The following is a 13769-nucleotide window of genomic DNA, read 5'->3' as shown; positions in this document are numbered from 1 at the left end:
CCTGAAGCTTTGATGAACATTATTCCTTATTTTGTTGAATGTAATGTATCATCGATTATAAATTCCATTGTCCTTTCAACATGCTTTTCCCTGATAATTCCTTGTGAATATTTAAAGTTTTGGGCTGTATTATATTTTGTTAAATAAGCTTTATTAATTTCAGCAGTCATATCTTTTATGTCCTCCGGTATGAGCGCTTTTATTGCAACAATCTCTTCTCCACATCGAATTTTTCCATTCGGATCTTCCAGAAATGTATAGTACCAACTTTTCTCGGCAAGACCCCATGAACGGGCAAATATCCTGTTATTCACGGTAACCATCCAGATTTCAAGAAAAGTGCTTCTCTGATCTCCTGCTTTAAGTTCGATAATGCTATTGGTGTTGATGTAATGAAGTAGTTCGTCTTTATTCATTGTTATTTTTTTACGAATCTAATGTGAATAAAGCGGTTAAAATAATTTATTATACGGAAGGAAGAAAATCTTATCCGGAATGCCTGTTTGCTGATGCTGATGTTAAATTGACACCTGAAAGCTACGTCAAGGTTTAAAACCTTGACACGGATTTTTCCAGCAAGTTTAGAATTTAAAAAGGAAATCTAATTACTTTCTCAGAGCATCATCTTGTTGAGTGCAGTAACCAGGCATTCTTTGTAGCTTTTAGCCACAGCAATTTTCTGGTCCTGGTATACGAGTTGGTTGTCTTCGAAGTATTCGATATTCGTTAAATTGACAATATAGGAATTGTGAACCCTCATGAATTCATCGGGAAGACCTTCAATAAGGTCTTTAAGTGCTTTGTAATAGATGTATCTTTTATTAAAAACCGTATTGATTTCTACATAATTTCCCAGACCTTTGATTACAGTAATATCTTTAAAGAAAAGTTTTACCAGTTTTTTATCTGTTTTAATAAAAGCAAAAGTCCGGTTCTCCATTAGCAAATATTTCTAATTTTTATAAAACTCTTTGTGCATGAAGATAGGCTTTATTCCAGTATTTTTCGTTTAAAGAAGAAATCATAACACCTTTTGAAGTAGAGGCATGGATGAATTTCACTTCTCCGTCTGATCCGATATCATGGACGATGCCCACGTGGGAAACCCTGCTTCCGCCGGCAGTTGCAAAGAACAGCAAATCACCGGGCTTTACTTCTTTAATATCAATTTTTTTACCGGCATCGGCCTGATCAGATGACCTGCGGGGTAACGAATAATCATTTTCCTCGAAAACTTTTACTGTGAATCCGGAGCAGTCAAAGCCGGACGAGGTATTCCCTCCAAATTTGTAAGGCGTCCCGATATATTTTTCCGCGTCTTTCAGAATATCGCTGGCGGATCTTGAAACGCTTCCGCTGAATTTAGAATCCAGTTTTCTTAAATTTTCTGCTCTTACTACCGTTTTGTTTCCTGTAGTTTTTTTTGAGGCTACATTTTTGGATGATCCGCATGAAACAGCCACAGCAGAGGCGATCAAAAGAACTGAAATGTGCTTTATCCTTAAGTTTTTTTCAAATAATCCCGGTTTCATAGTCATCTGATTTTAAATGAAGTAACTAATTATGGAACAAATATACATTTTTATATTATAACTATACTATAGCTATACTACAACTATATGATAAATTTATGTTAAAATATTGTTTTCTCTTATTTATTAGTATATTTGAATTCAATTTTGCAATATGGCCACGTATGAAAGTTTAATAAAGATCAAAGGAAGTGTAGGCGATCTGGTTTTTTACAGCCTGAACGGAAAAAATGTAGTACGGAAAAAAAGCGGATTTAATCAGAAGGCCTTTAAAAAAGATCCGTCTTATGAGAAAGTAAGACAGAACAGCTCTGAATTCGGGCACTGTTCCAAAGCCGGAAAAATGATCCGAAGCTGTATTCAAAATTATATTAAGGAAGCCGGAGATCCCCTTCTGTATCAGAAATTTGCTAAACTGATGACCCTTATCAAAGATCTTGACATGGTGTCGGAACGGGGAAAAAGAACGGTAGAAAAAGGTCTTGGAACTCAGGAAGGAGTAAAGCTCCTTAAAGGTTTCAGGTTTGAAAATATAGAAAACATCCCTCCTGAATTAACACTTTATGAAGAAAATGAAAGCAGGATTCTCAAGGTGGGAGATGAATTTTCAGGAGATGAAATCATACTTGTTACCCTACAGCCGGATTTTGAGACTTATTCCGCAGCATCATATGAAGAAAAATTACGCATGCGCAGCGACAAAGAAATCCATTTCAAAAAACATTTTGAAGACCAAGCATTACTCCTCTATTTTGTAGTCGTCAGGAAAAAGGAGAAAATTATCCGGATGGGATTTGTATAAATAAAAAAGCCTGCAGACTTGATCTGCAGGCTTCTGTTTTATTGTTTGTTTCCTGACCAGGTACCCGATCTTGCCGGCGTAGGAACATTGTTTAACCAGCTTCCGTTTCCATTCTTCTCTCTTGAAAGGGTTCCTTTGAATTCTCCGTCTGAAGGAAGCCCAACTACAGCCGTAAGATCACCGGTTTCCGTTAAATGCCCGGAAATATTATAATTTTCGTCATTTACCGTTGAATGCATGGTTCCGGTTACTTTTCCGTCGCTGGCTACCACGAGATTCCAGGTTCCGTCATCGCTTCCGGTGTATTTTCCAGACCATGTTCCGATATAATCATAGATGGTATCATCATCAGAGCTGCATCCGATAAATAAAAAAGCTGTTAAAAGAAGTAAAAAAAGTTTCTTCATAGTTTCTAATAGTTTATTAACCTAATCAAATTTATTTTTATCCGTTCACTTTCAGAAAGTGAAATTAATGTTTATTATTTTTTGGGTTGTTCCGTGCAAATCTACTAATTTTTTCATTCAGATTATCTGAATTTTAATCAGCTGTTTATATTTTTATGAATTAACCTCATATTTCGGCTAAAATACAATTATTTCCCAAATAAAAACAAGTAACATAATGATAGAAACAGTAAAATATCGGGTGATAATGATATATTATAAAATTCATGAAAATCATATGCATTTTAATAAATTTTCTCAATTTTAGTTTCTTTTGTTCATTAATAAATAATTTATCTAAAATTTATTTCTAAGATTACATTTATTTCTTAATTTAGTGAAAAATCTAAAAACCATTAAAACCAATCATAAGCATGAAAACAAGAATAATCTTTTTTGTTGCACTCTCTTTTTGCAGCAGTTTGAAATCACAGGTAGGGATTAATACCACTACCCCATCCCACACGCTGGATGTGAACGGACTTGTCCGGGTAAGAGCATTGGCCAATGCTGAGAGAAAAATTGTTTCTGCAGATCAGAATGGTGTTCTTACTCTAGTATCCCCTGAAGAAATCTTCTCTCCGAAGGCCCTGTTAAATACATCTACATCAGCTGCCGAGCAAAGGCTGACCATTTACGAAGGAAAATGTTTCCAGCCAACGGATAATGCTTCTTCCTGTACGGTGAGTGTGAATCATTACAGCTCTTGTGCAGGGTTTACCCGGGCAATTGATACGCAGATTGTTATTGGCCAGACCATTAATACCGGGAACGGGCAATTTTTAGGAACCTGGGCGGCCAGGTTCATCGATAATAAAGGGTATGTAGGAGGTGCAACTGCTGCTGAGCAGATTGCTCCTGATTATCCCAGAATCTCCTATCCTACTACCAATTCAGCCAATTATTTAGGAAGCGGGAGCTTTTCAGGACAGTGTAATACGGATCTTGTGGCGACCATTAATCAGACCACCGGTGACGTGAAGATAGAATCTGTAAAAAGAAGCATGTTTGCGCATCTGGTTTATCTTTTATCGATATCGCGTTCAAGAAGCAACTAAACCAATCTTTTTTTCCAATAAAAAACAGCTGCATCTTTTTGCAGCTGTTTTGTTGTAAGTATATTATTTAGGCTTAATCCATTGCATTTAAAAAGCTTCAGCTATTGTACCAGAAACCTGAATTTATTAATATTCTTAAGGGCAATTCCTGTTCCGCGGACTACAGCCCGCAAGGGATCTTCTGCCACACATACCGGTAAATCTGTTTTAAGGTGGATCCTTTCTGCCAGACCATTGAGCAATGCTCCTCCACCTGCCAGGAAAATACCTGTTTTATAAATATCCGATGCCAGTTCCGGCGGTGTGATGGCAAGTGTTTCCATAATAGCATCTTCAATTCTCATGATCGATTTATCAATTGCCCTGAAAACTTCTTTATAGCTTATCATGATTTCTTTTGGTTTCCCCGTAATCAGGTCTCTTCCGCGTACCGGAAGATCTTCGAGTGGGAAATTCAATTCTTCCAATGCTGATCCTACCTCAATTTTTATCTGTTCCGCAGTTCTTTCCCCGATATCCAGATTGTATTGGGTCCTGATAAAGTAAGCAATATCATTGGTAAAGACATCACCTGCAATCTTAAGAGACCGGTCGCAGACAATCCCACCCAGCGCAATAACTGCTATTTCGGTAGTTCCGCCACCTATATCCACAATCATATTTCCTTCGGGGCTTTCCACATCGATACCGGCTCCGATAGCTGCTGCCATAGGTTCGTAGATCAGCTTTACTTCTTTTGCATTTACTTTCAGTGCTGAATCTTTAACCGCTCTTTTTTCTACTTCTGTAATGCCTGAAGGAATACAGATCACGATTCTAAGGGCGGGCTGCAAAACTTTTCCTCCAAGCTCTGGAATCTGTTTTATAAATTCTTTGATCATGTGTTCAGAAGCATGAAAATCCGCAATCACCCCATCTTTTAAGGGGCGTATGGCCCGGATATTTTCGTGGGTCTTCCCCTGCATAAGCTTTGCCTGCATCCCCACAGCAATAGCTTTTCCTGTAGATCTGTCCATCGCCACAATAGAGGGCTGATCCACCACAATCTTATTGTTATATATGATTAAGGTATTAGCAGTTCCCAGATCAATCGCTATCTCCCGTGTAAACATATCAAACAATCCCATATTTCATTATTTTATTGACCGCAAAAGTACGGTATTACTTATGATATCAGCGGTTAGAGAAGTTCTAATTATCGTTAAACTTACGTTAAAGTATTGGTAAAAAAAGCAAGTAGCTTTTAGCTTGAAGTTTGTCTTTTACCGGAAATATCAGTGTTTCAGAAAAATACAGAACTTTTATCCTGTTCATGGAAAATTCCGAAAATAATTCAGCTGTATGGGAACAATTTATTTGTAATTTAAATTTATAATTCCTATAACTTTACCATTTATAAGATAATTTAAATATACAGGCTGTGAAATTAGAACTATATCAGATCGATGCGTTTACCGATGAGCTTTTCAAAGGAAATCCTGCATGTGTTGTACCTCTTAAGAACTGGCTTCCGGATGAGATGCTTTTAAAAATTGCGAGGGAAAATGCAGTGGCTGAAACTGCTTTTTTTATTGATTCCGGTCAGGAAATACATCTGAGATGGTTTACACCTGAAATTGAAATGGATTTATGCGGGCATGCTACCCTTGCCACCGCACACTGCCTGATTTCACTGCTTAACTATCCTGGTAATACCGTTATTTTCCACACAAAAAGCGGCCAACTAAAGGTTAGTTTTGAAAATGATCTTTATTATCTCGATTTTCCTTCAAGGATGCCTATACCTTCTGACCTTCCGGAACAGATATCGGAAGCGCTCAGTATACAACCCCGGGAGGTTTTTAAAGCCCGGGATTATGTCCTGGTGTATGATTCGGAAGATGACATCAGAAATATCAGGATCAACAGGGCTATCTTTGATCTGATCAACCTGGATCCCGGTGGCGTAATCGTTACTGCAAAGGGAGAAAGAAGTGATTTTGTATCCCGTTTTTTCATCCCACAAGCCGCTATTCTTGAAGATCCGGTGACCGGCTCCGCTCATTGTTCCCTGATTCCTTTCTGGGCACAAAGATTAGGAAAAAAGGATCTTTTTGCCCTACAACTTTCTGAAAGACAGGGCCAGCTTTATTGTAAAGATCAAAATGACAGGGTAATAATTGCCGGCAAAGCAAAAACTTATTCCGCAGGATTTTTTTGGACGGAGTAACACGAACTGCTGGAACTGTGTCCTCAAAAAAAGTTATATTTTTAAGAGGAAGCGCTGCTAAGTGAAAAGCCTTCTGCAAAGCAACCTGATAAGGTTAAAAAATAAAAAAGAGTTGTACTTTTAAATAGTACAACTCCCTGCTTGATTAATGTGGAGAATACGGGGATCGAACCCGTCACCTTTAGACTGCCAGTCTAACGCTCTAGCCAGATGAGCTAATTCCCCGTTTTTTAAAGCGGTACAAAAGTAAGTATTTAAACGACATCTGCAAATATTTTACCTGCTTTTTTCTTCAGGAATATTTTAAACTGTTGAAAGTGTGTTGAAAAAATATCGGAAATTAAATGATAAACCACTGCGGAAACAGTGGTTTAATTTATTTAGAAGCACGAACGATGACGTTCGCGCTAAGCCAACGTAAGATTGTCAATTTTGTTTTTTATTCTTTATTTTAATATAAACTAGAAAAATAAGCGTATATATAACAATATTTAATAAAAGACTTTTAAAATTACTTCCATTGAGTTTAATACAATCATTCGAATAAAATTCATAATAGAATCTTGGAAAACCAATAGAAAAAGAATTATTAAAAGGTTCTTCTCCAAAAAATTTTTGGTAAAAAATGGTACAAAACAAAAAAACACTAAAACCAATTAACCAATTTATTAAATTTTTCATATAATATTATTTTGATGGCACTGTTGCATTTCTATAATACTCAATAGCTTTTAAATACCTTCTACTGTCCGGTTTCACCATTATAATAGTCTTCTGCGGTCAGGAAGAACTTTAATGTTTCATTTTCATACTGGAACCCATCCAGATAATCTGTGGTTACTGTGCCAAAGAGCTTTTTCACTTTTACTCTAGCTATTGTAAATATAACGTTTCTTGTAATTAAATTATAAACCACTGCGGAAAGCAGTGGTTTATTTTATTTAGTAGCACGAGCGATGACGCTCGAGCTAGCTGGGGAATTCAGTATAAAATGCCTGCTCCTTTTATTTTTAAAATAATATATATAACAACAGTAAAATGTACTAAAAGTAATATTGTCGATATGATATAAATTATTGATCTAAACTTTTTGTAGCTATAGATGAAAAATATTATCAGTATTGTTTCGTAAACCAATAGAAAGTAAAAAACATTATGATTTTGACTATTGGCAAAGAAATGATATACAAGAGCAAATATTAATAATAAAAATACCGATGTGATGCTGTTTGTTTTTTTATCAAGTCTTAACATTTGTATTTACTTTAGCTCTATTTTTCCACTTTATAGTATATCCCATACCAATTGTAAATATAATGTTTCGTGGAGTAAATGATAAACCACTGCGGAAAACAGTGGTTTATTTTATTTGAAAGCACAATCATCTCGTGCTAGCGGTGCAGCTGGTGTGACTTGTAATTCTATACGTCTGAGTTGAGTTCTTTACCAAATCTTTATTATGCCTTTCTGTTTTCCCATTCCTTCTATCTCAATCCTAATAGTATCTTTTAAATAAGGCTGTTTTAGATATCCCCATACTATATCAGAACTATCCAACTTTTTTTTATCTTCCGGAAAAATATTTAATACAATAGAATCTTTCATATTCCTTTCGTAACTTAAGTTATAGGAGCAATGCGAATACTTATCTATTCTCGTATCTTCCATAGATTGATAACCATATCTAAACCCCTTCTCAATATAAGGCTTAAAATAAAATCCTTTTAGATTAGCAGAATCAATGATTTTATAGTTCAATTCTTTTACAAAAACTTTTCTTTGTTTTGATTCGCTAATAACATCAGTACCAACTCTATACCTCCATTTCTTATAACCATACCATCCAACAGATGAAGAAAAAATGCCAAAAGCATAGTATATTATTACGACACATGTAATAATACCCATAATAACAAAAAGTATCTTTTTCATTTGTATCATTGTTAATAATGTTCAACTCCTTTTTCATCGGTTATAGGTCCTACTTCAAGTTTTCCAACTTTGCAAATTTGTATTTCTCTATCAGATGGAAGGAATAAAAAGTTATAATTGTTAATGTTTGCTTTAATATGTTTTATAATTGAATTAGGAGCAGGGTATCTTAGTTGTGGTGTATTACAATCTTATTAAAAGAATCTAAGATTACTGTCGCACAAGATTGACCAATAACACAATACTTTTCTGAACTTGCTGCTTTAGTTGCATCTTCTTTAACCATCTACTCAAATCCGCCATGTAAAACCTCGCCCCATAATCATATATTCCCATCTCATGCAACTCCTTACCATTGTACTTATACTTATAAGCCGGATTCCCAGTCAACATATTATACCCCTCATGTTTCAACCCAAACGGATAATAATTACTCTCTTCAATGATCTCTGCTCCTGCTCCGTTTTTAAAGTAACTTAGCCTTGTATTCCCTAAATGATCGGTGTAATTGTACACATACTTCCCGGTTTCATCATTATAATAGCCTTCTGCGGTCGGGAAGAATTTCAATGTCCCGTTTTCATACTGGAAACCGTCTAAATAATCTGTGGTTACTGTGCCAAAGAGCTTTTACTTTATTCTACCTATTATAAATATAACGTTTCTTGTAATTAAATGATAAACCACTGCGGAAAACAGTGGTTTATTTTATTTAGTAGCACGAGCGGAGATACCTGTGCCGTCGGGGCTTTCTATTGTAATACATGATATAAAATAAACATTACTTAATAAAAAAAGCTGTATGCAATAAACAAAAAAACCTTGCAGTTGTGAGTTTTTCATGTTTATTGCCACGTTCTAAGTATTATTATAAAGATATGATGTAGAAATTACATACAGTAAAACATTTGTAACTAAATGAAAAACACTTAAATCTCTAAAATTTCTTTTTAATATAATTCCGGATAAAATAAAATGCAGCAAAATAGTTGTAAAATAAAGTATCCAAATTTCAAACTGATGTTTTTGACTATTACTTGCATATCCTAATAGGAAACAGGAAAAATACCAAATAACAATGAAAACAAAGAGTAGTAATATGTTGAGAAGATAATATTTTAGTAATGATTTCATCTTAATATCTATTGACTAACAGTTACGGTTATGTTATATTTCTTTTTCATTTCTTGGACAAAGTTATTTATAATTTGTTTACTTGAGCCTCCTTTTAAAAATGCTGATGTAAAGCCTTTTAAATCATTTTGAAATGATGTTATAGAATGAGCTCCAAAAAAGCCTTTATCTTTTTCACTAGAACTAAAAGCACCTTTTAATCCTTTCATATCATTTCCAGACAACTTGTCTCTGTTATGATCTATCGAATAGCTATCTACATTATTGGGGGCTTCAAGCGCATTCGATTGGTGCGGAGCTAGATAAAGTACAAAATCAACAACATTATTAGGATCCGCAAATTCATTTGCATTTTCTTTGATAAGTTCCAATAATCTTTCTGTATAACCAGTTCCAAAAGCAGCACCTCTACTGTGTGTATAAATCTGTATTTTTTCAGTTATTTTCCCCGATTTAGGATCTCTTGCCAATTTTGAAAGAATAGTCTTAAACTCACTGTCATTCATTGCCCTCTTTCCAGCTTCATATCTCCAGCCTGGTGAGTTTCCCCATATATTCCCTCCATTCTTTATACTCCAATTACCCGAAAAACTTTGTGATAAATATCTATCTCCATCAACAAAATGAACATCTCCTCCAGGATTAGGAATTCCTGAACCTCTAATTGTATTTACTATATTTTGAGTCCAGTAACTTACATTTGCTCTATCTGACTCGCTATCAAAAACTCTACCATTAATTAATATTGGTAATTCTCCATCTTTATCAATATATAGAATAGGACTATTTAAAGCATAAACGTAAGGTGAGGGACTTTCTAACAATTCACTTTTAGGATCCACCACACCCCATCTTCCCAAATCAGGCATATACATTCTCGCTCCATAATCATACATTCCACTCTCTTCAAGCTCCTTCCCATTGTACTTATAGTTTATAAAACTTATATATTATCGCTTACCAACCATCATTGTACTCTTCCTTGATCTTAGTACATTTTTTAAAAATTATTCTCTTCTGCGGATTATTATATGGAGCAGGTGGTAAAATTTTAAACTTTTCATACCTAGTCTTATTTTCAATATTTATCATACAATTATTCTCAACATTTTTAAAAAAGAAATAAATTGTATAATTACTATAGACAGAAAATCCTTTCAAGTTCTCTATATTCTTAGGTGTATTGTTAGCCAAAAGAATATCCATATGATCCTCTTTTTGATTTTTTAGATAAATAAGAATTGATTTTTTAGATCTTTTATAATATCCATTCTTTTCTAATTTTTTTATAAAATCATTTAGTTCTCTTTCTAAAGGTTCTTCAATTGTAATAAGGTTTAGTTTTACACCAGAGTCTGTTTGAGATATTTCATTATTATTTTCTAGCATTCCTTTTTTCTGAGACGATGAATCGCATGTCATACAAATAAATGAAAGAAAAATTAAAATGTATAATTTCATAATTTTTTGATTTTTTTCATTACTTGATCATTATATTGAACAGTTGATTTTACCTTTGTACCATAAATATTAAAATATTGCGGTAATCCTGCACCATTACTTTCTTTTAAATATTTATAGTATTGTCTATCTCCAGTATAATCATTTGGAGTGCCATCTGAGTTGTAACCTGATGGTTTAAATTCTTTTAGATCTGTTGCATTGGGATGAGAATGCCAGTTATCCAATATTTTTAGATCTTTTCCTTTTCCATAGAATGAATAATTAAACCAGGCTTGAGCAGTATCTACATTGGATTCGTGATTCGTGGATATTATAGAAGTTTTTCCTTCCTTAAATTGATATTCATTTAAACCAAACTCCACATTGGTGTTTCTAGCCATAAATTTAAATATTGTTTGAGCGTCTTTTTTATTTGATTCGATCAAGAATGTTGCTGTCCCACCATACATCTTATTTTCTCCTTCAACTTTTTTATCAATAAGATCCTTATTAACAACTAAAGCTTCTGATGAATCGGAATTATAAATTGTATGAGTTCCTTTTGTTTCGTCACTATTTGTTTTCCTAATCAAGCTAAGGGAACCATCTTTATTTAACCTAAAATCATCTTTAGGTGCCATACCATCTGGATCAATAAACTTTATTGGATTATTAAATGCATAATTGTATACAGAATGTCTTCTCATTTTCTCCGCCAGCGGATCCTGAACACCCCATCTACCCAGATCAGGCATATAAAATCTCGCTCCATAATCATACATACCCGTCTCTTGAAGCTCTTTGCCATTGTACTTGTACTTATACGCAGGATTTCCTCCTAAAACATTATACCCCTCATGCTTTAACCCAAACGGATAATAATTACTCTCCTCAATAATCTCTGCTCCCGCTCCGTTTTTGAAGTAACTTAACCGTGTATTTCCTAAATGATCCGTGTAATTATACACATACTTTCCGGTTTCAGCATTATAATAGCCTTCTGCGGTTGGGAAGAATTTTAATGTTCCGTTTTCATAATGGAAACCATCAAGATAATCTGTAATTACTGTGCTAAAGAGCTTTTTACTTTATTCTACCTATTGTAAATATAACGTTTCTTGTAGTTAAATGATAAACCACTGCGAAAAACAGTGGTTTATTTTTTATTAGCTTAAAGTTTTGATGCTTTGCGCAGTGGGATAGCAAATCAACACATTTGAAAGACTACTTATTTAATAAATGACAAACTATATTGGTTAAAAAAATTCAATATTTCCATGTAGGGTTTTAGTTTTATTAAATCACTATTATTTAATTCATTGGATAAAGAATTAAAATTAAGACTAAAGTACTTATTATCTTTTTTAATTAAACTCATGTAATCATAACAATCATAACAACTACCACATTTTTTTAACATTCCTTTTTCACTAAAATCTGTAAACAAATCATCCAAAATAGAATCATCTATTTTTAGCTCTTTTTTGGAAATAATATTATTATTAAAAATTTCTATGTAAATCCATTTATTTTCAATGTTTTTATATATTCTTCGTAAAGTAATATTTTTATCACCAGGTCTTATTCTATAGAAAATAATATCATACTTATTATCAATGTTTTTATAATAGTCTTCAACTTGTTCTTTTAAAATACTATCATTAACATTTAGTTTAATAGCTTTGTCCGTAACAAATAAAACACATTGTTTTGAAGGATTATTTTTTTGACCTTTAGAAGTTGTGCATTGAAAGAAAAATATTAAAAATATTAAGGTTAAAAAAATATTATTTTTTTTTCTTATAGTAATCATATCCTGGTTTTATTACATTTAATGTTGTTGTCCCTAATTCTAATCCTCCTGTAAAAGGATTTTTTGTTACAGTAGGGGCATCTTCAAAAGTTTTTCTTAAAGGGATTTTAGTACCTGTTGGATCAATTTGTGCCCTTATTATATTCTCAATATGTGATGCTTCAATTTCTTCTGTATGTCTTACTTTATAGAGGTGTTGGGTCGCTTTAAATAAATAATTTGGATCGCTTATATCTCCTTGATAGTTGTCATTTTCTGCTTTTCCTGTATCAAACCTAAAAGCATGTCCTTCTTCATGTCCAATTCCAATAATAGGAGTGCCAATATCAACTCCTTGAACTGTAGTTTTATTTAAGTTTAAATAAATATCACTTCCCCCTCCAATACCTGAGTTGTATCCATCTTTAGGCTTTGTTTCATTCATCATCATATTACCATCAGAATCTTTTTCATTTAAATGAATTGTATGAACATTTTTGGATTTTACTAATGTATTCCAATTGTTTCTTGCCTCTTCAGATTGTTTATTTAATTCTCTTTGATGTCTTTTGAACTCCCTTCTCAGTTCTCTATTTTCTTTTTTTGATTTATTAGGATCCTCAGCATATTCAACTTGTCTTCCGTCAGGATCTATAAATCTCAATGGATTATTCATTACATAATTATACGGCGACCAACGTCTGTATAATTCCGCCAATGGATCCACCACACCCCATCTTCCCAAATCAGGCATATACATTCTCGCTCCATAATCATACATTCCCGTTTCCTGAAGCTCCTTTCCGTTGTACTTATAATTAAAGAGCCTATCTCATTTTTTAGACAGCCTCTTTTCTATTACCAACATTCATAATGATCAGTCCATTTTTTATTTTCAATAATTTTGGTTTTATCAAACTTAAAATAATATTTGGTAATTGATCCACAATATTTGGGACTTCCTTGGAAAAAAGGGACGACATCAATTCTTAATTGATTATCTTGAAGTTCAGAAAATATAGCCGCATTTAATGGTCCGTTTGGAATTCCTTGATATTGTACTACGGTTTTAAATATAGTTTTAAATTGAGTATTAAGTTCCCAGTTACTATTTTTATATTTATCAGATAACTCTTTAAGATGTTTATCTTCTCTTAAAGGTTTTATTTCTTCTTTTTCAGATAAAATATTTTTATAAAAATTATTGGGATCATTTTTATCTAAAGGATAAGGATAAATTAAATCATAAATATATAGTCCAGAAACATCTTTTCCAAACTCTTTTATTGAAACTTCCTTGCTGATAAAATCCTTACTTACAACCGTATACGCTTCATTATACATTCTTTTTGATTGAGAATTACAGCTAATGAAATTAATAAAAGCTATATAATATACAAATGCTTGATAAATTTTCATTT

14 protein-coding genes, 1 tRNA gene and 3 pseudogenes are annotated in these 13769 nt (G+C 33.3%); 3 read left to right on the top strand and 15 right to left on the bottom strand.

What is annotated here, in order from left to right; translation table 11 throughout:
* Positions 1–26: 26 nt before the first annotated feature.
* The 3 genes from B7E04_RS13345 to B7E04_RS13335 form a co-directional block, all read right to left on the bottom strand.
* Positions 27–416 (bottom strand): DUF2255 family protein, encoded by a 390-nt coding sequence (locus B7E04_RS13345; RefSeq protein WP_080779105.1) that lies wholly within the window; start codon positions 414–416, stop codon positions 27–29.
* A gap of 197 nt (positions 417–613) precedes the next feature.
* Positions 614–940 (bottom strand): LytR/AlgR family response regulator transcription factor, encoded by a 327-nt coding sequence (locus tag B7E04_RS13340; RefSeq protein WP_080779104.1) that lies wholly within the window; start codon positions 938–940, stop codon positions 614–616.
* Between the two features lie 19 nt (positions 941–959).
* A complete protein-coding gene (locus tag B7E04_RS13335) occupies positions 960–1532 on the bottom strand; it encodes a C40 family peptidase (protein ID WP_080780683.1) in 573 nt (190 codons plus the stop codon).
* Positions 1533–1686: 154 nt separating this feature from the next.
* Between B7E04_RS13335 and B7E04_RS13330 the strand changes: the two genes are divergently transcribed.
* Positions 1687–2334 (top strand): hypothetical protein, encoded by a 648-nt coding sequence (locus tag B7E04_RS13330; RefSeq protein ID WP_080779103.1) that lies wholly within the window; start codon positions 1687–1689, stop codon positions 2332–2334.
* 38 nt (positions 2335–2372) lie between these two features.
* On the opposite strand, the gene B7E04_RS13325 is transcribed toward B7E04_RS13330, so the two are convergent.
* Entirely contained in the window at positions 2373–2741 is a 369-nt protein-coding gene (locus B7E04_RS13325; protein WP_080779102.1) for a hypothetical protein, read from the bottom strand.
* A 413-nt stretch (positions 2742–3154) separates the two neighbouring features.
* Here B7E04_RS13325 and B7E04_RS13320 point away from each other — a divergent pair, with 413 nt between their 5' ends.
* Entirely contained in the window at positions 3155–3838 is a 684-nt protein-coding gene (locus B7E04_RS13320) for a hypothetical protein (RefSeq protein ID WP_139785401.1), read from the top strand.
* A 101-nt stretch (positions 3839–3939) separates the two neighbouring features.
* Here the strand turns inward: B7E04_RS13320 and B7E04_RS13315 are convergent, their stop codons facing one another.
* Entirely contained in the window at positions 3940–4965 is a 1026-nt protein-coding gene (locus B7E04_RS13315; RefSeq protein ID WP_080779100.1) for a rod shape-determining protein, read from the bottom strand.
* Positions 4966–5258: 293 nt separating this feature from the next.
* Between B7E04_RS13315 and B7E04_RS13310 the strand changes: the two genes are divergently transcribed.
* Positions 5259–6047, top strand: a complete 789-nt coding sequence (locus B7E04_RS13310) for a PhzF family phenazine biosynthesis protein (protein WP_080779099.1) — start codon at positions 5259–5261, stop codon at positions 6045–6047.
* A 151-nt stretch (positions 6048–6198) separates the two neighbouring features.
* Here the strand turns inward: B7E04_RS13310 and B7E04_RS13305 are convergent.
* The 10 genes and pseudogenes from B7E04_RS13305 to B7E04_RS13260 all read right to left on the bottom strand — a co-directional run bounded on the left by B7E04_RS13305 (position 6199) and on the right by B7E04_RS13260 (position 13767).
* Positions 6199–6272: transfer RNA gene (locus B7E04_RS13305), tRNA-Ala, on the bottom strand.
* Positions 6273–7490: 1218 nt separating this feature from the next.
* A complete protein-coding gene (locus B7E04_RS13295; protein WP_139785400.1) occupies positions 7491–7979 on the bottom strand; it encodes a hypothetical protein in 489 nt (162 codons plus the stop codon).
* A gap of 282 nt (positions 7980–8261) precedes the next feature.
* Positions 8262–8609, bottom strand: a pseudogene (locus B7E04_RS13290) (RHS repeat-associated core domain-containing protein); the annotation flags it as partial.
* Positions 8610–9121: 512 nt separating this feature from the next.
* Complete coding sequence (locus B7E04_RS13285) at positions 9122–10051, bottom strand: RHS repeat domain-containing protein (RefSeq protein WP_228440039.1); 930 nt, start codon at positions 10049–10051, stop codon at positions 9122–9124.
* A 19-nt stretch (positions 10052–10070) separates the two neighbouring features.
* The gene (locus tag B7E04_RS13280; RefSeq protein ID WP_139785399.1) at positions 10071–10574 is read right to left on the bottom strand and encodes a hypothetical protein; all 504 of its coding nucleotides are present in this window, start codon (positions 10572–10574) and stop codon (positions 10071–10073) included.
* Positions 10571–11026 carry a JAB-like toxin 1 domain-containing protein gene (locus tag B7E04_RS22440; RefSeq protein WP_228440037.1) on the bottom strand — a complete coding sequence of 152 codons (456 nt, stop codon included), beginning with the start codon at positions 11024–11026 and terminating at the stop codon, positions 10571–10573. The genes B7E04_RS13280 and B7E04_RS22440 overlap by 4 nt, the downstream gene beginning before the upstream one ends.
* A 168-nt stretch (positions 11027–11194) precedes the next feature.
* Positions 11195–11623 (bottom strand): annotated as a pseudogene (locus B7E04_RS21970) (RHS repeat domain-containing protein); the annotation flags it as partial.
* A 161-nt stretch (positions 11624–11784) separates the two neighbouring features.
* Complete coding sequence (locus B7E04_RS13270) at positions 11785–12369, bottom strand: hypothetical protein (protein WP_062646682.1); 585 nt, start codon at positions 12367–12369, stop codon at positions 11785–11787.
* 612 nt (positions 12370–12981) lie between these two features.
* A pseudogene (locus B7E04_RS22680) lies at positions 12982–13171 on the bottom strand (RHS repeat-associated core domain-containing protein); the annotation flags it as partial.
* A gap of 35 nt (positions 13172–13206) precedes the next feature.
* On the bottom strand, positions 13207–13767 hold the full coding sequence (locus B7E04_RS13260; protein WP_139785398.1) for a hypothetical protein: 561 nt from the start codon (positions 13765–13767) through the stop codon (positions 13207–13209).
* Between the last annotated feature and the right edge of the window lie 2 nt (positions 13768–13769).

Origin of the sequence: Chryseobacterium phocaeense, assembly GCF_900169075.1 — a bacterium.
Lineage (GTDB): Bacteria > Bacteroidota > Bacteroidia > Flavobacteriales > Weeksellaceae > Chryseobacterium > Chryseobacterium phocaeense.
This window is presented reverse-complemented; position numbering and strand designations above follow the sequence as displayed.

Bases quoted from the DNA above. Each gene is read 5' to 3' on its own strand.
- B7E04_RS13345 (WP_080779105.1), bottom strand. From the start codon at position 416: ATGAATAAAGACGAACTACTTCATTACATCAACACCAATAGCATTATC.
- B7E04_RS13340 (WP_080779104.1), bottom strand. From the start codon at position 940: ATGGAGAACCGGACTTTTGCTTTTATTAAAACAGATAAAAAACTGGTA.
- B7E04_RS13335 (WP_080780683.1), bottom strand. From the start codon at position 1,532: ATGAAACCGGGATTATTTGAAAAAAACTTAAGGATAAAGCACATTTCA.
- B7E04_RS13330 (WP_080779103.1), top strand. From the start codon at position 1,687: ATGGCCACGTATGAAAGTTTAATAAAGATCAAAGGAAGTGTAGGCGAT.
- B7E04_RS13325 (WP_080779102.1), bottom strand. From the start codon at position 2,741: ATGAAGAAACTTTTTTTACTTCTTTTAACAGCTTTTTTATTTATCGGA.
- B7E04_RS13320 (WP_139785401.1), top strand. From the start codon at position 3,155: ATGAAAACAAGAATAATCTTTTTTGTTGCACTCTCTTTTTGCAGCAGT.
- B7E04_RS13315 (WP_080779100.1), bottom strand. From the start codon at position 4,965: ATGGGATTGTTTGATATGTTTACACGGGAGATAGCGATTGATCTGGGA.
- B7E04_RS13295 (WP_139785400.1), bottom strand. From the start codon at position 7,979: ATGAAAAAGATACTTTTTGTTATTATGGGTATTATTACATGTGTCGTA.
- B7E04_RS13280 (WP_139785399.1), bottom strand. From the start codon at position 10,574: ATGAAATTATACATTTTAATTTTTCTTTCATTTATTTGTATGACATGC.
- B7E04_RS22440 (WP_228440037.1), bottom strand. From the start codon at position 11,026: ATGTATGGTGGGACAGCAACATTCTTGATCGAATCAAATAAAAAAGAC.
- B7E04_RS13270 (WP_062646682.1), bottom strand. From the start codon at position 12,369: ATGATTACTATAAGAAAAAAAAATAATATTTTTTTAACCTTAATATTT.
- B7E04_RS13260 (WP_139785398.1), bottom strand. From the start codon at position 13,767: ATGAAAATTTATCAAGCATTTGTATATTATATAGCTTTTATTAATTTC.